Raw genomic sequence first — 20,822 nt, forward strand, 5'->3', positions numbered from 1 at the left:
GCGGACCCGTGGCTCGGGGACGTGCCCCCGGGAGCGCCATTTCCATGGTGTATATCGGCGCGGGCTCCGACTGTCATGAGGCCGAAGGGCATGCTCGGATCAGGTGAATCCTCGCGCGGGCGTACGACCCCGGGCAGCAGGGTCGGGTCAGACCTCGAGGTCGCCCGCGTCCACCAGGAAGTCGTCGGCGTCGGCGATCTCCCCGCCGACGGCGGACTGCAACGCCTTCGCGAGGGCGTTGACGCGCCGTGCGGCCCGGCCGCGCGCGATCCGGTGCGCGTGCGACGGCTTCTCGAGCTCGAGCTCGTCGGGGTCCGGAGGGGTCCAGCGCACGCGGTACGCGACGGCTCCGTGCTCCGTCCAGGGGAGACCGCGCAGGATCGGCGGGAGGGTGTCCTCGTCGCCGACCTCGAGTGCGACGAAGCCGTCCATCACGAGGTCGGCGACGATCGCGTAGCCGTCGACCTGATCGGGGGCGGAGAGGGCGGCCATGTCGTACGCGTCGGCCTCGGCGTGAAGTCGGGCGCGCTCCTCGTCGCCGAGCACGTCGACGGGCGGGCGGAGCTCGTCGGGAAGCGGGGCCGGGCCCTGCCAGTCGACGCCGTCGAGGGCGAGCCGGGCCCGGGGGACGGCCCGCTGCACGATCCGCAGCGCCTCGTCGGGCTCGAGCCACACGTCGCTGAACACCGTCAGGTCGATGATCGCGTCCGGGTCGGGGGTCAGGACGACGCCGGCGTCGCCGGTTCGGATCGAGGCACGCAGGCGGCGTGCCGTGGAGACGAGCCAGAGCACGACCCGTTCCTCCTCACGGACGGGCATGCCGTCGGGGAACACCCGCTTGAGGCCGTCGCGGTCACCGCCGGGGTAGGGCCGTTCGCCTCGTTCGCGCGGCGTCGTCACGTCGAACACGGCTGCGGTCGTCGCCGGCAGCCCGAGGCTCAGGGCATCACCCGGACGGAGCCCGTAGGGGCCGGTGAGGGTCGTGTGGCGGGAGAGCCGCAGGACGCCGGGCGACGGGCGCGCCGTGGTGCCGGGCCCGGCCGACCGTGGCGGGACCTGCCAGGTCGTGCCGGGGAACCGGCTGACGGCGAGGACGTCGACCTCGTCGGCCGTCACGCCGTCGGGCAGGGCGAGCAGGTAGTGCCGGCGGATGCCGGGGTCGTCGATCGGGAGGACCGGCAGCTCTCCGGGCGCGCTCCCGCGGGCGGCCTCCATCGGTCAGAGCTCGGTGCGGTGGAAGTTCTGCCACGAGCGGGAGGCGGTCGGGCCCCGCTGGCCCTGGTAGCGCGAGCCGTACTCGCTCGACCCGTACGGGTGCTCCGACGGGGAGGACAGCCGGAAGAAGCACATCTGGCCGATCTTCATGCCGGGCCACAGGAGGATCGGCAACGTCGCGACGTTCGACAGCTCGAGGGTCACGTGCCCGGAGAACCCGGGGTCGACGAACCCGGCGGTCGAGTGGGTCAGCAGCCCGAGGCGACCGAGCGAGGACTTGCCCTCGAGCCGGGCCGCGATGTCGTCCGGCAGGGTCACGGCCTCGTACGTCGAGCCGAGCACGAACTCGCCGGGGTGCAGGACGAACGAGTCTCCGCGCTCGACCTCGACGAGTCGGGTGAGGTCCGGCTGGTCGACAGCCGGGTCGATCACCGGATACTTGTGGTTGTCGAACAGTCGGAAGAACTTGTCGAGGCGGACGTCGATCGAGGAGGGCTGGAGCATGGTGGGCTCGTACGGGTCGAGCACGACCCTGCCGGACTCGAGCTCGGCGCGGATGTCACGATCGGAGAGCAGCACGGGTGCAACGGTAACCAACGTGGACGCGGTGCGGGTACCGACTGCCCGGCCGATGGGCTCGACCTGGGACGGCCGTCCCATCCGGGGGCGGCAGCAGGTGCCGGTATGCTTCCTGGACCGGCTCGTGGGAGCGCTCCCGCACACCACACATCACACCTGAGAGGCGTCACCATGCGGTACGGACACTTCGATGACGAGGCCCGTGAGTACGTCATCACCACGCCCCACACGCCCTACCCGTGGATCAACTACCTCGGGTCGGAGAGGTTCTTCTCGCTCCTCTCGCACCAGGCCGGCGGGTACTCGTTCTACCGCGACGCGAAGATGCGACGCCTCACGCGCTACCGCTACAACAACATCCCCGCCGACGAGGGTGGCCGCTACTTCTACATCAACGACGGCGGAGACGTCTGGACCCCGTCCTGGATGCCGGTCAAGGCCGACCTCGACCACTTCGAGTGCCGCCACGGCCTGGGCTACTCCCGGATCACCGGCGAGCGCCGCGGGCTGCGCGTCGAGACGCTGTTCTTCGTCCCGATCGGTGAGGACGCCGAGGTCCACAAGGTCACGCTGACCAACACGTCCGACGCTGCGAAGTCCGTCACGCTGTTCTCGTACCTCGAGTTCGCGCTGTGGAACGCGCAGGACGACCAGACCAACTACCAGCGCAACCTGTCGATCGGTGAGGTCGAGGTCGAGCCGTTCACCGGCACGAGCAGCGCGATCTACCACAAGACCGAGTACCGCGAGCGTCGCGACCACTACGCCGTCTACGGGGTCAACGCCGAGACCGCCGGCTTCGACACGGACCGCGACACGTTCGTCGGCGCGTACAACTCCCTGGGCGAGGCCGCCGTGCCGTTCGCCGGGGCGTCCGCGAACTCCGTCGCCTCCGGCTGGTACCCGATCGCGTCGCACAGCCTCGAGATCACCCTCGAGCCCGGTGCGTCGACCAGCTACACGTTCGTCCTCGGCTACGTCGAGAACCCCGCCGACGAGAAGTGGGCCCCGGCCGACGAGGCCGCCGGCATCCTCCCCCTGCAGGTGATCAACAAGACCCGCGCGCACGAGCTCCTGGCCCGGTTCGCGACGACGGAGCAGACCGACGCGGCGTTCGACGCCCTGGTCGCCTACTGGACCGATCTGCTCTCCGGCTTCAGCGTCACGAGCGGCGACGAGAAGCTCGACCGGATGGTCAACATCTGGAACCAGTACCAGTGCATGGTCACGTTCAACATGTCGCGCTCGGCGTCATACTTCGAGACGGGGATCGGGCGTGGGATGGGCTTCCGCGACTCGACGCAGGACCTGCTGGGGTTCGTGCACCTCGTCCCCGAGCGGGCCCGCGAGCGCATCCTCGACATCGCCGCCACGCAGCTCCCGGACGGCTCCGCGTACCACCAGTACCAGCCGCTGACGAAGCGCGGGAACCACGACCTCGGGTCCGGGTTCAACGACGACCCGCTGTGGCTCGTCGCCGGGGTCGCGGCCTACATCAAGGAGACCGGCGACGTCGCGATCCTCGACGAGCTCGTGCCGTTCGACAACGACGACGCCCTCGCGGCGCCGCTGTTCGAGCACCTGACGCGCTCGTTCACGTTCACCCTGAACAACCGCGGACCGCACGGCCTGCCGCTGATCGGCCGCGCGGACTGGAACGACTGCCTCAACCTCAACTGCTTCTCGAGCGAGCCCGGCGAGTCGTTCCAGACCACCGAGAACCAGGCCGGCGGGGTCGCGGAGTCGGTGTTCATCGCGACGATGTTCGTGCTGTACGGCGAGCAGTACGCCGAGCTCGCCGAGCGGCGGGGCCTGGCCGACGTCGCAGCGGCAGCCCGTGCAGCCGTCGCCGAGGTGCGCGCCGTGACCCTCGCCGACGGGTGGGACGGCGAGTGGTTCCTGCGGGCGTACGACTTCTACGGCAACAAGGTCGGCACCGACGAGAAGCCCGAGGGCAAGATCTGGATCGAGCCGCAGGGCTTCGCGGTGATGGCCGGGATCGGTACCGAGAAGCCGGCCGACGGCGGACCGTCCGTCGCGGAGCGCGCGCTCGCATCGGTCAACACGATGCTCGCGACCGACCACGGCATGGTGCTCCAGTACCCGGCGTACACGAGCTACCAGATCGAGCTCGGTGAGGTCTCCACCTACCCGCCCGGGTACAAGGAGAACGGCGGGATCTTCTGCCACAACAACCCGTGGGTGATCATCGCCGAGACCGTCGTCGGCAACGGCGCCCGGGCGTTCGACTACTACAAGCGCATCGCCCCCGCCTACCGCGAGGAGATCAGCGAGGTGCACCGGCTCGAGCCGTACGTGTACGCGCAGATGATCGCGGGCAAGGAGGCCGTCCGCCACGGCGAGGCCAAGAACTCGTGGCTCACCGGCACCGCCGCGTGGAACTTCGTGGCCGTCAGCCAGTACCTGCTGGGCGTCCGCCCGGAGTACGACGGCCTGGTCGTCGACCCGTGCCTCGGCCCGGAGATCCCCGAGTTCACGGTGCGGCGGCGGGCCCGTGGCGCTACCTACGTCATCACGGTTCGCAACAGCGGGGGCAAGGGCGCGCGGCTCACGGTCGACGGCACGCCGATCGAGGGGACCATCGTGCCGTACGCACCGGCCGGCTCGACCGTGCTCGTCGACGTGGAGGTCTGACGGGCCCGACAGGGTCCTGGCATGCGACGTTGAAGCCCTCGCGAGTCCGGGTATGATGTCCGAACGCGTCGAGCGCACGGCTGTCGAGTCGGTCGCGAGGGGCAGCGGCGTACGCCGTGCGGGTGTAGTTCAGTGGCAGAACTTCAGCTTCCCAAGCTGATAGCGCGAGTTCGATTCTCGTCACCCGCTCCACAGCTGGTTCCGGAAAGTATGCCGTGGTGGTTCCGGTTTCTCGGGGCGCGCGCGGATCGCCACGACGCATGACGCTGGATTGGTGCCGTCGCACCCCAGATCTCGCGCTGCGCGGTCTGCCGGAGGGTGTCCGGCGGTCACCTCGGGTTCGTGGGCGCTGTCTCCGGGTACGCCGAGCGGCCCCACGCCCCTGGGGGACGTGAGGCTGCGGGCCGTGCGGTCGATCGGTGGTTGTTGGTGGCGCGGCCAGCGCTACGTGCGCAAGGGCCTGGATGCACGCGGCTTGCGAGCGCGTTTGCCGCTCGGGGTAGACGGGTCGGTTCGGCTGGGTGGCGCAGTGGTCGGGTGGTGCGTGGTCGAGGTGCCGGTCAGGCCAGTGTCGGGTCCGGTCGCCTCGGGCGCGTTGGCGGCCGCGACGAGGCCGGCGAGGGTGTCCTGATGGCGGCGCAGTCGCTTGCGGTGCGCGGGGGCCTCGGCCTGCTTGGCTCGCCAGGCCTTGATGATCCGGCGGTTGATTCCCGCGAGGAGGAACGCCAGGGCGAAGGTGCGCTTCGCGAGGCCCATGAGCTTGGAGTAGGTGCGTGTCAGCGCCGCGTACTTGTCCTTCAGGAGCGAGTTGGCGGTCTCGACCAGGACGCGCGGACCGTAGGCCAGCGTCCATGCGGTGGTCCCGTAAACCAGGCCCAGGCCCTGGGCGAGGGTGAAGTACGACGGCGCCGCGGTGATGACGCCTCCGCAGCACTTCTCGACGCCGTCGGGCAGGGTGACCAGGGGTGCGTTCTTCGACACCTTGCGCTGGGTCAGCTGGCTCGCCCTGAGGCGGCCCGCGCAGAACGGGCACATCAGGCGCTGGTACCCATCGGCGTCGGGGCGCCCGTGGTTGGAGTAGCGCCAACGGGCTCGCTCGTCGTACAGGGCTTGGATCCTGCGGCGCTCCTCGGCGGAGTCGTTGCGCCCGATGCGCGGCAGGTCCCGTAGGTGGTCGGGCAGGTACTTGCTGAATGGTGTCCCGTCGTGCCAGGTGACGTCGGTGAGCACCTGCACCTGGCTGCGCTGGGCGTCGGTCAGTTCGAAGATCGGCTCGATGCCGGCCAGCAGCAGAGGTCCATGGGCGTTCTCGAATGCCAACAACGAGTAGCCGCGGTCCCAGACCACGACCTTCACCGGGGAACCCGTGCGGTCTGGGGTGGGCGCCTTGCCGGGCTCCGGGACGCGCTCGGCACAGAGCATCGGCACGGTCGCGTGGCCGCGGTGAGCACCGGCCGGGACCAGCCGCGCACTGGTGATGATGTTCGGCACGTGCGGCCCGTAGGTGAGTTGACCGGGCTTGCCGGCGTAGGCGTAGTCGCGGATCTGGACCGACAGGTGCAGCTCGTAGCCGATGTAGAGACCGGCCTTGTGCTGGTGGTTGGCGCTGCGGTGTCCAGCACGCGCGTCGACGTCCCTGGTGTAGATCGCCCGCCCGTCCGGTCCAAGCTCGACCTTGCCCTTGAGTCGTGATCGGGTCTTGGCGAGCGCCTTGGCGTGCTCCTCCAGGGGCGTGTCGGTGTCCGGGGGCGTGGCTCCGTCGTACTCCGGGTCAGGGCTCACGAACGTTCCGCAGGTCTCCCAGTCGGTGCCGTCGACCGAGCGGGTGTGACTCCAGGGCAGGTCCGCCGGCACGACCGCCGACGGGAACACTTCGAACAGCCAGGCCAGGTCCGCGTGCACCGTGGCCGAGCCGTCCTGGAAGTCGAACCCGTCGGCCAGCGCCTTGATCACCCGATCGGTCTTGGCCCAGATCCGCTGGTAGGCGCGGTCCACGGGCAGGCGGACCATGCTCAGCTGCGCGAGCTGCTCATCGGAGCATGCGACGAGCTGCGAGGCGGCCTCGGTGTGCTCCGCGCGCGATCCTTCCTCGAAGGCGTTCAGCACCCAGGCGACCAGCACGGCTCGCGCGGGTACCGATCCGGGCCGTCCGCCGCCCTCGTTGATCGCAAGGCGCAACCCCTGGTGGAAACCCTCGCCAAGCCAGTCGACCGCCGCGCACGCCTCGGTGAACTCCTCGCCCGTAGGCTGGCGCTTCTCGGTGACGTCGATCGGCGCCCGGAGACGTGGCGGCTTCCGCGGCTTCGGTGGTGTGATCGGCTCACTCATCGAGCCACCGCCTCAACACCACGCAGCATCGCCCGGACCGCTGTCGCACAACGATCAGGGTCCTGGTCCAGCGGGGCGACGAACTCAGCCATGTCGCTCAGCGCGGTCATCGACTCCAACCCGGCCGCGGCCATCAGCTCGGGTACCCGGGTGCCCAGTGCCAGGTGGGCTACCAGCCACGTCGAACGCAGACGCCCGAGCTCGAGCTCGGGACCCGCCGGGTCGAGCCGGATCCTGGCGACCGCCTCGCTGGCAGCACCGCGGTGGACAGCAGTTCCACCGAAGAGCAATCCGCCGCCCGGGGTGTCGTCCACCAAGGCGCGCAGCCGCTCCTCGAATTCCCGTAGAACCGGAACCGCCCGGCCCGGGACGTGCACCATCAGGCCGTCGACGCCCAGGTCCTCCACGTGCTCTCGCCGAACCTGAGCGACCCACCGTCCGTCCAGACCCGCGCCGAGGCCCAGGACAAGAAACGCCTCACCATTACGTCGCGCGATGCCCTGGTTGCGGGAGATCTGGTCCTCCAGCAACCGCACCTCGGCGGACGTGTACGGCAGGGAGAGGTACCGGTGCCGGCGCTCGCTGGCTGCCGGCCACCCGCCACGGGGGTTGAGCGCCTGACCCACCCGACGCGCCGTACCGACCTGACTCGCGATCGTGGACGTCCCTGCCGTCTCCACCTTGGCGCGGACCCGCGCCGGGGCCGCCTTGACCCGTGCACGCAACGCCTTGGCGAGCGCCTGATCGAACTGCTGAACCGTCACGTGGTTCAGCACCGTCGTGGACGACACGGTGGTGCCCTGCTCCGCGGCGAACAGCGCCAACTCGGTCACCGCGCGCGTCAGCGTCCGCGCCGTGAAGAGGCTCACCTGCCCCTCGCGCTCGAGGAAGCGACCCACGGTGGCGCGCACGAAGTCCGCGACACCGTCCCAGCCCTCGAACCCGAGCGGAGCCTCGGGCGTCGACCTCCACGACTTGCCACGCGGCTGGTAGGTCGCCAGCCACGCCTCGATGTCGCACACCGGGGCGACAGGTGCCTCGACGCTGGTGGATCCAAGGCCCAGGCGGTCCGCGGCCGATCCGCTGCGGTTCCTGCGGGCGGCCCTGTTGCTCACGACTCGCCCCCGAGGGCGAGCAGTCGGACGGGTGGACGATGACGTGCTCGATGTCGTTGCCATGCCACGGCACCGTGAGCACTCAGGCATCGGGCGCAGTGGCCGCACACCACCACACCACAGCACCGCGCCGACCCATCGATCCGGGCCAAGGGAGTCACCTCCGGCGACGGGAGCACGCGTCCCGAAGCACCGAGACCGTGCCGGCGCCAGACCCCGTGACAGTGGCCCCACACCCCTTGTCCCCACTGGCGCAGCGCCAACCGGTCCCGGTGAGCGCGCGAGCGCTTCGCGTCACCGGGTGGCGCACCGCCACGCGGGACGCCCACGGCCCAGGAGGGTCACGTGTCTACAACCGATCACCACCGCAGCACCACCAGCACCGCGCGCACCCGCGATCACCAGCGCCAGCTGCTGGACCTGCTTGTCAACCGCGACCTGCTCGTGCAGTCACTGCGCTTCGCCCCCATCACCGACGACGAAGACGCCACCGGCCTCCTGCACCTGCTCGCCGCCGTCGAGACGGAGATCGAGGAACACTTCCCCGACATCTACGCCCGCGAGCTACCCCACTGGCTCCTGCTCGAATCCGGCATGAGCACCGAGACCCAGCTCCCCCGGTGCCCCCTGTGCCGAGAGACCGCCCGAGCCCGAAGGCAGAGCCGAGCCTGAACGCCACCGTTGCCGCCGCCCCACCCGGGGCGGCGGCAACGCCGCGTGGGACTGCAGCACCCCCGGGGCCAGCGAGATCGGTACCCCACGCCACCGCGGACACCGCTGGCGCGTCCCCCTGCGACGCGCCAGCGGAGGGGATCAGGGCTACTGCTTGACGAAGTCTCCGCATCCGTTCTTGAAGTCCTGTCCGTCCTTGAGCGTCACCGTCGGGAAGCCGCCCTGGACGATGTCGTTCTGGAGAATGTCGTTGCCGTTGCTGCCGCTGCGATAGATGGCCCAGTAGCAGGATCCGGTCACGGCTTCGGCGGCGCGGTAGGTCCCCGGCTGGATGTCGACGCCGACGGTCCAGGTGCCGACGCCGACCCGCGACGCGGCGACGGCCTTCTCCGTCGCGCCGACGGCGGCCTCCCTCTTCTCAAGGTCTGCCTGGCGCGTGTCGAGCGCGGCCGATCGCGAGTCGAGGGCGGCCTTCTGGTCGGCCAGCGTGCTCTCGGCCTTCTGTGCGGCGGCCTTCGCATCGTTGACCTGGGAGGAGAGGCCGTCGACCTTGGCGGCGAGCGCGTCCCGCTCGCTCACGGCGGCGTCGTACCTCGTCTTCGTGACGCCGTCGCTACTCGAGCCGCCGATCGCGAACCCGAAGAGCAAGCACGCGGCCGCGGCGACGGGCCACACCCAGCGCTTGCGCCGTACCGGCTTGCCGTGAAGTTCCGGTCCGCCAGGGAGCGCGGTGGTGGGTGCTGACGGGCCGCCGGTCATCGCCGCGGACGGCAGGGCGACGGACGGGCCAGGCGGCACCGTTCCGCTGTCAGCGGGCGACGGGGGCAGATTCGGGTCGGACATCACGGGCTCCTTCGTTGGGCCCGATCGCTCGGGCTGGGACGAGAGGAACCTGCTCCCTCGAGCGTCCAACCGCGTAGTCGAGGCGTGATAACCCCACTTATCAGCAATATGGAGATCTTGATGGGCAGAGAGTTCTAGTCTTCGATCATGTCGCCGCAAGGAGGTGCCCCGTGATGGCCGCGCTCACCGCTGCCCCCACGCTCGTCACCCTCAGCGATGTCGCCGCCCTGGCTCACGTCCAGCGCCCAGTCGCGTCCATGTGGCGCACCCGTTCCGCCGGCTCCGCCCACCCGTTCCCAGCGGCTGCCCAACGTCGCAATGGCCGCGACGCGTTCCTCCTCGAGGACGTGGTCGCCTGGCTCGAAGCCACCGGCCACGGAAACAACCCGGCCGTGCGCCAGGAGTCCGCCGCCGCCACCGCACTCGATCTCCTCCCCGACGCGGGGCGACTGGCGGCGGTCGACGGCCTGCTCGCGCTGCTCGTGCTCAAGGCCCAGCTCGACACCCCGCTCAGCGGCCTTGGCGCCCAGGACCTGGTGGATCTCGCGGACGACGTCGACCCCCACGACCGCTCCCTGCACCGCGAGATCGTGGCGCTCGGCGCAGACGCGCCGGTGTGGGCCCGTCACGCCGATGCTCTCGCCTCGGCCGCCTTCACCCCGGCCGAAGCGGTGAACGCGCTGGTCAAAAGCCATCGCCGCCTCGGCCTGGAGGACATCAGCTCCTACAGCCTCGACGCGGCGGCCCTGACGTTGCTCGCCGGCCTGGCCGTCGAGCTCACCCCGACGGGTGCGGACGCCCGCACGTTCGTCAGCCCCGATGGCGACGCCGAGCTCCTCACCGCCGTCGCCGCGCTCCGCGAAGAGCCCGGCACCGCAGCACTGCCCCCGTTTGGCGACTCCGCCTCGCGGCGCGCCCGGCGCACCCTCCTGGCCAACGGGTGGGACCTGATCGACGCCTCCGAGAACGACGGCCTTGTCTCCCCACCGGAGGGCTCGACAGTCCTCGTGCATCTGCCGTCCGCCACCCGGCCGAAGCTCACGGACACGCAGATCGTGGACGCGCTGAGCGCACTCGAAGCGACCCTGCCCGCCGACGCGCGGGCGATCGTCGTTGGACCCGCCGGCGCGCTGTGCGGGCGGCTGCCGCGCGCCCTCCAGTCCGCCCGCGCAACTGTCCTTCGATCAGGACGCGTTCGAGCCATCGTTCGCCTCCCTGCCGGGCTCTGGCCCGCGCACCCACGCCAGGGGCTCGGCGTATGGATCCTCGGACCACGCACGGGTGACGTCCGCTCCGCCGACCACCGCACGGCCGTCGCCGACCTTCGCGCCACCCCGCTCGACACCGCCGCGATCAACGACCTGGTCACCGACCTGGTGGCCGCCGCTGATTCGAGCCTGGACCCGCTCGCCCACGCGTTCCGCTTCACCCGCTTCGCCACGACGACGACGCTCATCGCCACCTCCGCCGACCTCGTCACCTCCCACACCGCGACCCGGCGCCCGCGCACCGACCCCGCAACCCTCACCCTCGAGATCAACGCGTTGTACGGCAATGCTGCCGCGACGCTGCCCGGCCTTGACTTCCCAGTGTTGCGTCCAGGAGAGGCCTCCGGACCGACGGCGATCGCCCTGGGCCGCCTCATCGAGCTCGGCCACCTGCGCCTGGTCCGAGGCAACCGCCTCTTCGACGCCGACCTCACCACCGGCAACGGCGTCCGTGTCCACACCCCACTCACCGTGACCGGCCTCGCCGCACCCGGCACCGAGCCAACGATCGATCGCCTGACGTTCGCCGCCACCTACCCCCGCGGCCGCTACACACAGCCCGGCGACATCGTCTTCTGCACTGCCCCCCACCCCGCGGCCGTCGTGGACCGCGACGGCTTCGCCGTCGTCGCCACACCGGCGCGCGCCCTGCGCCTGACGTCCACCGCACCGCCGGGGCTGATCCCCGAGATCATCGCTCAGGCGATCGCGACATCCTCCCGCCTCGGCGGCTGGCGCCTGTGGCCGATCCCCCTGGTCCCCACCAGCCAGGCGAACGCCGTCCGCTCAGCCCTCACCGACCTCGCCGACGCCCGCACCGCCACCGCCGCACGCCTGGTCGCCCTCGACGCCCTCACCACCCGCCTCGTCGACGCCGTGACCTCCGGGTCCGTCACCCTCATCGACACCGACCGTCCCGCCCAGATGGAAGGCTGACCCCATGCCACCCCGCAAGCGCACCGACCCGTCCGCGCCGATGACCATGAAGGAGCTCAAGGACACGCTCTGGAAGGCAGCGGACAAGCTGCGCGGCTCGATGGACGCCTCGCAGTACAAGGACGTCATTCTCGGGCTGGTGTTCCTCAAGTACGTGTCGGATGCCTTCGACGAGCGCCGCGAGCAGATCCGCACCGATCTGGCCGCCGAGGGCTACCGGGACGACCAGATCGAGGGCCTGCTGAACGACCGCGACGAGTACACCGGCCACGGCGTGTTCTGGGTGCCGACGACGTCACGCTGGCAGTACCTCGCCGAACACGCCAAGGGAGTCCCCGCCGCGAACGGCCAGGCGGGCCAGACCGTCGGTGAGCTGATCGACGGCGCGATGGACCACATCATGGGCTCCAACTCGGCCCTGGCCGGCACGCTCCCGCGCATCTACAACCGCGACAACGTCGACCAGCGTCGCCTGGGCGAGCTTCTCGACCTGCTCAACGACACCCGGTTCTCCGGCCACGGCGCCACCCGCGCCCGCGACCTTCTCGGCGAGGTCTACGAGTACTTCCTCGGCATGTTCGCCGCCGCCGAAGGTAAGCGCGGCGGGGAGTTCTACACGCCCCCCGGTGTGGTGCGGGTGCTTGTCGAGGTCTTGGAGCCGTACTCCGGACGCGTCTACGACCCGTGCTGCGGTTCAGGGGGCATGTTCGTCCAGACCGAGAAGTTCCTCGAACGCCACGACGCGGACACCCAGGCCATCAGCGTCTACGGCCAGGAAGCCAACGAACGCACCTGGCGCATGGCCAAGATGAACCTCGCCGTGCACGGCCTCAACGCCAACCTCGCACCCCGCTGGGGCGACACCTTCGCCCGCGACCAGCACGCCGACACCCTCATGGACTACGTGCTGGCCAACCCCCGTTCAACATCAAGGACTGGGCCCGCTCCGAGTCCGACCCCCGCTGGAAGTACGGCGTACCCCCCACCGGGAACGCCAACTACGCCTGGATCCAGCACATCCTGTCCAAGCTCGCCCCCGGCGGCTCCGCCGGCATCGTGATGGCTAACGGATCCATGTCCACCAACTCGGGCGGCGAGGGCGAGATTCGCGCCCGCATCGTCGAGGCCGACCTCGTCTCCTGCCTCGTCGCCCTGCCAACCCAGCTCTTCCGCTCCACCGCCATCCCCGTCTGCGTGTGGTTCTTCGCCCAGGACAAGACCTGCGGCCCACGCGGCTCAGTGGACCGCACCGGGCAGGTGCTGTTCATCGACGCCCGCGAGCTCGGCCACATGGTCGACCGCGCCGAACGCGCACTGTCCGACGAAGACATCGCCCGCATCGCCGGCACCTTCCACGCCTGGCGCGGCACACCCTCAGCGGCGGAGGCGGGACTGCCGTACGACGATGTGCCCGGGTTCTGCCACTCCGCGACCCTCGCCGAGATCAAGGACGCCGGATACGCGCTGACACCTGGGCGGTACGTCGGAGCCGCCGACGTGGCGGAAGACGACGAACCGCTGGACGCGAAGATCGAACGGCTCACCGGAGAGCTGCTGGCGCAGTTCGACGAGTCCGCACGGCTCGAGCAGGTTGTGCGGGAGCAGCTCGGGAGGGTCCGTGGCTGATTCCGCGGAGACCACGCTCGGCGCCCTCGTAGAGCTCACCCCAGGCTTCCCGTTCGCAAGCGCCGGCTTCACCGCCGAACCGGACGACATCCGCCTAGTGCGCGGCGACAACGTTGCACAGGGCAGTCTCCGATGGGCGAACGCGGCCCGTTGGCCCCGGACGGAACCAGTCGACCCCAAGTACCACCTGCAGGTGGGAGATGTCGTCCTCGCGATGGACCGACCCTGGATCGAGGCTGGTCTCAAGTACGCAGAGCTCCGGTCGGTTGATGTCCCGTCCTACCTGGTTCAGCGAGTAGCCCGACTCCGAGCGAAGCCCGGGACCGATCAGCGGTACATCGCGCACATCGTCGGGAGCCGAGCCTTCACGGAGTACGTACTCGCCATCCAGACCGGCTCCGCCGTGCCCCACATCAGCGGACCACAGATTGCATCGTTCGTCCTGACCCCCCATTCGCTCGAAGAGCAGCGGGCGATCGCGGAGGTGCTGGGCGCGCTCGACGACAAGATCGCCGCGAATACTCGCGCGGAGAGGCTCGCGGACGATCTGATCCGCCAGATGCATGCCCGCGCCGTCGCCGCGCCCGGCTCAGGGAACGACCGTCTGCTTGAGGCATTCACCTTCTCGTTCGGAGAGCCATTCTCCGGCGAGCAATTCTCGGAGCCGGGTGTAGGCCGCCCTCTGATTCGCATCCGAGATCTCCGCACCTTCGAATCTCAGGTGTGGACGACCGAGAGCCGCACGCGTGAGACGGTCGTGCGACCGGGAGAGATCGTGGTCGGAATGGACGCAGAGTTCCGTGCGACAGCATGGCTCGGTGAGCCAGGGCTTCTGAACCAGCGGGTGTGCCGGGTCACGAGCCGGGTCGCGGGTGCCGCCTTTGTGCGGGAAGCCCTTCGGGAGCCGTTAGCGGAGATCGAGGGCTACAAGTCCGGAACCACAGTCATCCACCTCAACAAGGGAGACCTCGACCGCCACACGGTGGTGATCCCTTCAGCGCCAGCCCTCCAAGCGTTCGAGGCGACTGCCGAGCCGGTGTTCGCACGACGCGTTGCGAGTGCGGCCGAGCGTCGCGGCATCGCCGCCATCCGCGACACCCTCCTCCCTGCCCTGATGTCCGGGAAGCTCCGCGTCCGCGACGCCGAACGCCTCGCGGAGGCCCACACCTGATCCGCTCCACTCCCACCGTTCGCACCAACCGCAGGGGGAAACCGACATGACCACCGACCCGCCCGTCTCACAGCCAGACCCGATCGCTCCGGTGGCCAGCGGACCGTCACCCGAGATGCCACCGACATCGTCGCCGAGACCTCGTGGCTCGATGCGACGTTCCTGGATCCTTCCGGTGGCGGCCGGTGTGCTCGGCGTGCTCATCGGCGCAGGAGGGATGGCTGCTCTGTCCGCGAACCGCGCGGCCGCGACCGAGCGCGCGGACCAGGCGGCACGCGTGGCTGCCGAGCGGGCCGTCTCCGACGCCGCAGCGGCGCGTGCCGCCGTGTTGACCGGGGCCGTCGCGTCCTGCGGGCTGACGACGACGCCGGGCATCGAGCTCGGAGACGGCGGGACGTCGCTCACCTTCGACACGAAGGGCAACGAGGACGCCTCCGGTGCCGCGATCACGGACATCGCGTGCATCTTCGATCGTCTCAAGATGCCGTCCGCGGTCACCTCTCACATCGACCAGACCACGGCGATGGACGGCCGCCAGACGGAGACGTGGGGCAACGTGACCGTGTCGTGGTCCTACCACCCTGACCGCGGCCTCGACGGCGTCCTGACCGTCACGAACAGCTGAAGGGGCGAGGCGCATCGTGCCCTACGAACTTGATCACCGCCTTGTCGTCGGCGTTGCCCCGAGTGCGCTCTTCGATCTCTCCGAGTCCGATGCGGTCTTCAAGGAGGGTCTGGACGCCTACCGGGCCTACCAGGACCTCCACATCGACGAACCTCTCCGAAAGGGTGCAGCGTTCCCGTTCATCGTGCGGCTTCTCGGGCTCAACGACCTGTCGCCTGAGGACCCCTTGGTCGAGGTGATCGTCCTCGCCAAGGACGACGCGATCACGGGTTTGCGGTTGATGAAGTCGATCGCGCACTACGGGTTGAGGATCGAACGCGCCGTCTTCACGGAAGGCACGGCACCGTATGAGTACATTCCCGCGCTGAACATCTGCCTGTACCTCTCGGGCAACCGGCGCGATGTCCAGGAAGCCGTCGATCGCTCATTCCCTGCGGGTGTCGTCCTTGGGCGCACCGCTCCTGCCGGCAGTGACGCGGACGAGGGGGCCGGGGCGCTGCGCGTGGCGTTCGACTTCGACGGCGTCGTGGCCGACCTTGAGTCTCAGGAGGTCTATGACCGTGACGAGCTCCCGGGGTTCCTCGCCTACGAGGCGGAACGGGCCGACGAGCCCCACAGCCCGGGGCCGATGGCACAACTTGTCCGAGCGCTGGGCAAGATCCAGCGTGCCGAACTCGAGAGGAGTGCGACCGACAGTGGCTACGTGCCCCGCGTTCGCATCGCGCTCGTCACGGCGAGGCAGGCACCGGCGCACGAGCGCGCCATCCGCACCCTGCGCGAGTGGGACGTCCACTTCAACGACACGTTCTTCCTCGGTGGCATCGAGAAGGCCCGTGTCCTGCGCATCCTGCGCCCGCACATCATGTTCGATGACCAGCAGGGGCATCTTGACCCGATCGCGGAAGAGATCGCCGCCGTGCTGGTGCCATCCATCACACGCTCTCGCCCGGGCCTGGTCGCGAGCCCCGGAGCCGCTGAGCAGACGCCCGAGGAGACCCGATGACCCACCACCTCTCCGAGGACACCTGGGAGCAGCTCGCGTTGGAGGTCCTGGGTGAGCTCATGTGGCGTCCCGTCCACGGGTCGACCCTTGCGCCGGGCTCAGGTGAGCGGGAGAGCTGGGGCGAGCTCGTCATCCCGTCACGCCTGCGTGCGGCCCTGCGGGACCTGAACCCGAGCGTCCCGCGGGAGTACCTCGACCAGGCCCTGGCGGCGATCCTCGCGCCCACCTCGCAGGACGCCGTCACCGAGAACCACCGCCTCCACACCTTCCTGACCGAGGGCTTTCGCGGCATCACCTACATCGACACTGACGGGCAGGAGCAGACCCCGACGATCCGCCTGGTCAGCACCGAGCCGAGTGAGAACGACTGGCTCGCCGCCAACCAGGTGACCATCGCCCACGGCGACCTCGAACGGCGCTTCGACCTGGTCCTGTACCTCAACGGGCTTCCCGTGGCGCTCGTTGAGCTCAAGCGTGCGGGCAGCACCCAGGCTGACGTCGCCGCGGCTCACGCCCAGCTGCAGACGTACTTGCGGGAGTTCCCGCTCGCGTTCCGCTTCGCGGTGCTCGTCGTGGCGTCGGACGGCATCTTGGCCAGGTACGGCACCCCGTTCACGCCGTTGCACCACTTCGCCCCGTGGAACGTGGACGACGAGGGTGCGCCCGTCGATCTCGCCCACCTGCAGGACGGGGAGACGGCACTGGACCTGCTGCTGTGGGGCGTGTTCAACCAGCTGCGGTTCCTGCAGCTGCTGACCGGGTTCGTGGCGTTCGACGGGGGCGAGGACGGTCTGTCCAAGCGGATCGCCAAGGCGCACCAGTACTTCGCGGTGACCAAGGCCGTGGGGACCACGGTGCAGGCCGTGGCGTCGCACGGGCGGGCCGGGGTGGTGTGGCACACCCAGGGCTCGGGCAAGTCGATGGAGATGGAGCTGTACACCAACCAGGTGCTGCGCCACCCGAAGCTCGCCAACCCGACGATCGTCGTGGTCACCGACCGCAACGAGCTCGATGGCCAGCTCTACGGTGCGTTCGCCCACAGCCTCCTGCTGCCCGAGAAGCCCGTCCAGGTGCAGCGCCGCGAGGAGCTGCGGGCCGAGCTGTCCGGGCGCGCGTCGGGTGGCATCTACTTCACGACGTTGCAGAAGTTCGGCCGCAACCTTGCTGAACGCGAGTCCGGTGCGAGCCACCCGCTGCTGTCCGAGCGGTCCAACATCGTCGTCATCGTCGACGAGGCACACCGCAGCCACTACGACGACCTCGACGGCTACGCCCGCCACCTGCGCGACGCCCTGCCCCACGCGACCCTCATCGCGTTCACCGGCACACCGATCTCCTTCGCCGACCGCAACACCCGCGACGTCTTCGGCGACTACATCGACATCTACGACCTGACCCGAGCAGTCACCGACGGCGCCACCGTCCCGGTGTACTTCGAGTCCCGCCTGGTCAAGGTGCAGCTCGCCGGGACGCTCACCGAAGAGCTCATCGACGCCGCGGCCGACGAGGCCACCACCGGGCTGGACGACACCGAACGGGAACGGATCGAACGGTCAGTCGCCGTCGTCAACGCCGTCTACGGGGCACCCGAGCGCATCGCCCTGCTCGCCAGCGACCTGGTCGCACACTGGGAGGCCCGCCGAGCCGTCATGTCCACGGTCCTGTCCACACCCGAGGCCCCCTACGTCCCGGGCAAGGCGATGGTGGTCGGGGCGACCCGGGAGATCTGCGCCAGGCTGTATGCGGCGATCATCGCCCTGCGGCCCGACTGGCACTCCGAGGACCTGGAGTCCGGTGTCATCAAGGTCGTGTACTCCGGCACCGCCTCGGACGTCCCCCCGGTCTCCGAGCACGTGCGCCGCGACTCGGCGAACGCCGTGATCAAGCGGCGACTGAAAAACCCGGACGACCCGCTGGAGATCGTCATCGTCAAGGACATGATGCTCACCGGCTACGACTCCCCGCCGCTGCACACCCTGTACCTGGACCGCCCGCTCAAGGGCGCCCTGCTCATGCAGACCCTCGCCCGGGTCAACCGCACCTTCCGCGGCAAGCAGGACGGGCTGCTCGTGGCCTACGCACCCCTGGCCGACAACCTCGCCAAGGCCCTGGCCGAGTACACCGAGACCGACCAGGAGACCAAGCCCGTCGGCCGCTCCATCGACGACGCCGTCTCCCTGGTCACCGAGCTGCTCGGCCGGCTGCGCGAGCTACTCACCGGGTACGACTGGCAGGCCAGGCTCGCCGCACCTGGCGCCCGCGCCTACATCAAGGCCGTCTTCGGGGCCGTGGAGTTCCTGCGCCGCCCACGCGACACAGACAGTGCGGACGACCAGGAGACCCTCGCCGCGCAGTACCGCCGGATCTCCGCCCAGCTCTCCCGCGCCTGGGCCATCGCCAGCGGCGCCGACGCCCTGGCCGCGGTGCGCGATGAGGCGCGCTTCTTCGAAGAGGTGCGCGTGTGGATGGGCAAGTTCGACGCCGAGGACCGCCAGGCCCGCGGCGAGCCCATCCCCGAGGAGGTCCAGCGCCTGCTCAACCAGCTCGTGGCCGGCGCCGTTGTGTCCACCGAAGTCCTCGACATCTACGACGCCGCCGGGGTGCCCCGACCGGACCTGTCCGCACTGGACGCGGGCTTCCTCGCCAAGGCCCGCGAGGCCGAGAACCCGCACCTGACCGTCGAGGCGCTGCGAGCGCTGATCATGTCGGAGAGCCGGTCGGTGACGCGCCACAACCTCGTGCGTCAGCGCGCATTCTCCGAGCGGCTGCTCGAGCTCATGGCCAAGTACACCAACCAGCAGCTGACCTCCGCCGAGGTGATCGCCGCGATGATCGCTCTGGCGCAGGAGGTCGCGCACGAGGCCAACCGCGGGGCCGACTTCATCCCGCCGCTGGACGAGGACGAACTCGCGTTCTACGACGCGGTCGCGTCCAACGAGTCGGCGGTCGAGATCCAAGGCGAGGGAGTGCTCGCGAACATCGCGCGCGACCTGGTGACCATCATGCGGCGCGACATCAAGACCGACTGGACGGTCCGCGACGACGTCAAGGCCAAGCTGCGCTCCTCGATCAAGCGCCTGCTCGTGAAGTACGACTATCCGCCCGACAAGCAGCAAGGAGCGATACGGCTGGTCATGGAGCAGATGGAGTCGATGGCTCCGCGGCTGGTGGGTTAGGGACACGATGCGGGGACCGGGCACTAGGCCAATGCGTCGCCGGAGTCTTTCCCAGTCCCTGCCGTGCGCAGCCAGGTCTGCCGCAGCGTCGACGTCAGTTCGCTGCGCAGGAGGCACCGGACCGTTGTCGACCTCTGACCAAGTTCACTCGGCAACGCCCACCCGGTTCGGCAATGGTGCCTGGCACCGGGGCACCAGGGAGTCAAGCTTCTCCCGGCATCGATCGCGAGCCGGTCGGCAAATGCGGAGACGGCCCGGGCACCGGCGTGCATCCTGAACCCGGGAAGGAGCGAACACGTTGACGCCCACACCGCGACCCAACCGCCCCGACAACTGGCGCGAGCGCAACCCGTACGGTGTCGGAACGTCCGGCGACGCGACGATCGCTGTCCACCGATCGTGCTCCTGCTGCACGCTGCCGTTCAGATACCAGGCGCCGGCGTCGACCGCGAGGTCACCCGAAGCGGCACCCGAAGTTACGTGCCCCGATTGTTTGCGGCATCCCACCCGCCCCGGTGAGTCGGTGGACACCCGACTCGCACGCGCTGAAGACCATGTCTCGCTGGCCCTCACCCGGATGAACGCAGCGCGAACCGCGGCCAACCGCCTCGAGAGCGCCCGAGATGACGCCCTCGATGAAGCGCGGCGTGCGAAGAGATCCCGTGACATGTGGGTTGCCGTGATTGCTGACCTGGACGACGCCAAGGACTGGCCATCGGTCAGGTTTCGACTCGACGAGCTCAGTCCAGGGATGAAGAAGCACATTAGGCGCGTGCAGGACGAACGACAGGCCTGAGGTGGAAGTCAGGGCCAATCAATCCGGACCTTCCCATCGACCACATCCTCCAACGTCCACGGCTCACGGCGGCGTCGTCGAGGTCCGCCCTCCACTCGCTGCGGCACTACCCGCTCCGCGGGACCTCATTGCTCGTGCCACGGTAGTCTCAGCCGCATCGTCCGTCGTGGCGTGTTCAGATCTGGAGGTCGCCGGCATGGTCACGCTCGCCGAGGGCGACCTCCCCGATGAGTTGCTACGCAGGTTCCTCAGTTCCGGCGTGGTGGGCTGGGATACCGAGACCGGCGGCCTCGACTGGCGGACCGACCGACTCGCCCTATGTCAGTTGCACGCGCCGCAGGTCGGAACGGTCTTAGTCCGGATGACCGACCAGCGTCCGCAAAGTCTGGCGAGGCTACTCGCTGACCCAGACGTGACCAAGGTCTTCCATCACGCGCCCTTTGACTTGCGCTTCATGCACCGGGCATGGGGCGTGCGCGCCAGCAACGTCCGCTGCACCAAGGTCGCATCGAAGCTCCTGAGCCCGTCAGCGCCCGCCGGTGAGCACTCACTCGCTGCCCTGGTCGACCGACACCTCGCCGTCGCCCTGGAGAAGGGCGCAGAGCGGGTCAGCGACTGGTCGGCGCCAGAGTTGTCGCGGGAGCAGATGCGTTACGCAGCGCGCGACGTCGAGTTCCTCCTGCCCCTGCTCGACGTACTTGAAGCCCAGCTGGGCGCAAATGGCCTCGCCTCGCTCTACGCCGAGTGCTGCGCGTTCCTCCCAGCTCAGGTGGAGACCTCGATCCTGGGGCTCGACGACGTGTTCGCCTACTGA

General features: G+C 69.5%; 14 protein-coding genes, 1 tRNA gene and 1 pseudogene. 11 read left to right on the forward strand and 5 right to left on the reverse strand.

From position 1 onward, the window contains the following. Window positions 1-147: 147 nt before the first annotated feature. Together LJB74_RS09580 and dcd are read right to left on the reverse strand one after the other, a co-directional pair. On the reverse strand, window positions 148-1,215 hold the full coding sequence (locus LJB74_RS09580; RefSeq protein ID WP_259308322.1) for a hypothetical protein: 1,068 nt from the start codon (window positions 1,213-1,215) through the stop codon (window positions 148-150). Between the two features lie 3 nt (window positions 1,216-1,218). Next, on the reverse strand, window positions 1,219-1,794 hold the full coding sequence (gene dcd, locus LJB74_RS09585) for a dCTP deaminase (protein WP_259308323.1): 576 nt from the start codon (window positions 1,792-1,794) through the stop codon (window positions 1,219-1,221). 171 nt (window positions 1,795-1,965) lie between these two features. On the opposite strand from dcd, the gene LJB74_RS09590 reads away from it, so the two are divergent. Next, the gene (locus LJB74_RS09590) at window positions 1,966-4,449 is read left to right on the forward strand and encodes a GH36-type glycosyl hydrolase domain-containing protein (RefSeq protein ID WP_259308324.1); all 2,484 of its coding nucleotides are present in this window, start codon (window positions 1,966-1,968) and stop codon (window positions 4,447-4,449) included. Window positions 4,450-4,567: 118 nt separating this feature from the next. Then, window positions 4,568-4,641, forward strand: a tRNA-Gly gene (locus LJB74_RS09595). A gap of 252 nt (window positions 4,642-4,893) precedes the next feature. Here LJB74_RS09595 and LJB74_RS09600 read toward each other — a convergent pair. Together LJB74_RS09600 and LJB74_RS09605 are read right to left on the reverse strand one after the other, a co-directional pair. Further along, entirely contained in the window at window positions 4,894-6,777 is a 1,884-nt protein-coding gene (locus LJB74_RS09600) for a hypothetical protein (RefSeq protein ID WP_259308325.1), read from the reverse strand. Continuing rightward, window positions 6,774-7,892 carry a hypothetical protein gene (locus tag LJB74_RS09605; RefSeq protein ID WP_259308326.1) on the reverse strand — a complete coding sequence of 373 codons (1,119 nt, stop codon included), beginning with the start codon at window positions 7,890-7,892 and terminating at the stop codon, window positions 6,774-6,776. The genes LJB74_RS09600 and LJB74_RS09605 overlap by 4 nt, the downstream gene beginning before the upstream one ends. Window positions 7,893-8,237: 345 nt before the next feature. On the opposite strand from LJB74_RS09605, the gene LJB74_RS09610 reads away from it, so the two are divergent. Further along, the gene (locus LJB74_RS09610; RefSeq protein WP_259308327.1) at window positions 8,238-8,564 is read left to right on the forward strand and encodes a hypothetical protein; all 327 of its coding nucleotides are present in this window, start codon (window positions 8,238-8,240) and stop codon (window positions 8,562-8,564) included. Between the two features lie 147 nt (window positions 8,565-8,711). Here LJB74_RS09610 and LJB74_RS09615 read toward each other — a convergent pair whose 3' ends face one another. Further along, window positions 8,712-9,407 (reverse strand): hypothetical protein, encoded by a 696-nt coding sequence (locus tag LJB74_RS09615; RefSeq protein ID WP_259308328.1) that lies wholly within the window; start codon window positions 9,405-9,407, stop codon window positions 8,712-8,714. A 173-nt stretch (window positions 9,408-9,580) separates the two neighbouring features. On the opposite strand from LJB74_RS09615, the gene LJB74_RS09620 reads away from it, so the two are divergent. The 8 genes and pseudogenes from LJB74_RS09620 (at window position 9,581) to LJB74_RS09655 (ending at window position 20,822) form a co-directional block, all read left to right on the forward strand. Continuing rightward, window positions 9,581-11,611, forward strand: a complete 2,031-nt coding sequence (locus LJB74_RS09620) for a hypothetical protein (protein WP_259308329.1) — start codon at window positions 9,581-9,583, stop codon at window positions 11,609-11,611. A 4-nt stretch (window positions 11,612-11,615) separates the two neighbouring features. After that, window positions 11,616-13,237 (forward strand): annotated as a pseudogene (locus LJB74_RS09625) (type I restriction-modification system subunit M). Then, a complete protein-coding gene (locus LJB74_RS09630) occupies window positions 13,230-14,408 on the forward strand; it encodes a restriction endonuclease subunit S (RefSeq protein WP_259308330.1) in 1,179 nt (392 codons plus the stop codon). The pseudogene LJB74_RS09625 and the gene LJB74_RS09630 overlap by 8 nt, the downstream one beginning before the upstream one ends. Window positions 14,409-14,559: 151 nt before the next feature. After that, window positions 14,560-15,033, forward strand: coding sequence for a hypothetical protein (locus LJB74_RS09635; RefSeq protein ID WP_259308331.1), 474 nt, complete (start codon window positions 14,560-14,562; stop codon window positions 15,031-15,033). A gap of 16 nt (window positions 15,034-15,049) precedes the next feature. Next, entirely contained in the window at window positions 15,050-16,036 is a 987-nt protein-coding gene (locus LJB74_RS09640) for a 5'-nucleotidase (protein ID WP_259308332.1), read from the forward strand. Next, window positions 16,033-19,212: a type I restriction endonuclease subunit R gene (locus LJB74_RS09645; RefSeq protein WP_259308333.1), complete on the forward strand. Its 3,180-nt coding sequence runs from the start codon at window positions 16,033-16,035 to the stop codon at window positions 19,210-19,212. The genes LJB74_RS09640 and LJB74_RS09645 overlap by 4 nt, the downstream gene beginning before the upstream one ends. 523 nt (window positions 19,213-19,735) lie before the next feature. Beyond that, the gene (locus LJB74_RS09650) at window positions 19,736-20,008 is read left to right on the forward strand and encodes a hypothetical protein (protein WP_259308334.1); all 273 of its coding nucleotides are present in this window, start codon (window positions 19,736-19,738) and stop codon (window positions 20,006-20,008) included. A gap of 196 nt (window positions 20,009-20,204) precedes the next feature. Continuing rightward, entirely contained in the window at window positions 20,205-20,822 is a 618-nt protein-coding gene (locus LJB74_RS09655; protein ID WP_259308335.1) for a ribonuclease D, read from the forward strand.

It is taken from the genome of Cellulomonas sp. P24, from assembly GCF_024704385.1.
Classification (GTDB): Bacteria; Actinomycetota; Actinomycetes; order Actinomycetales; family Cellulomonadaceae; genus JAJDFX01.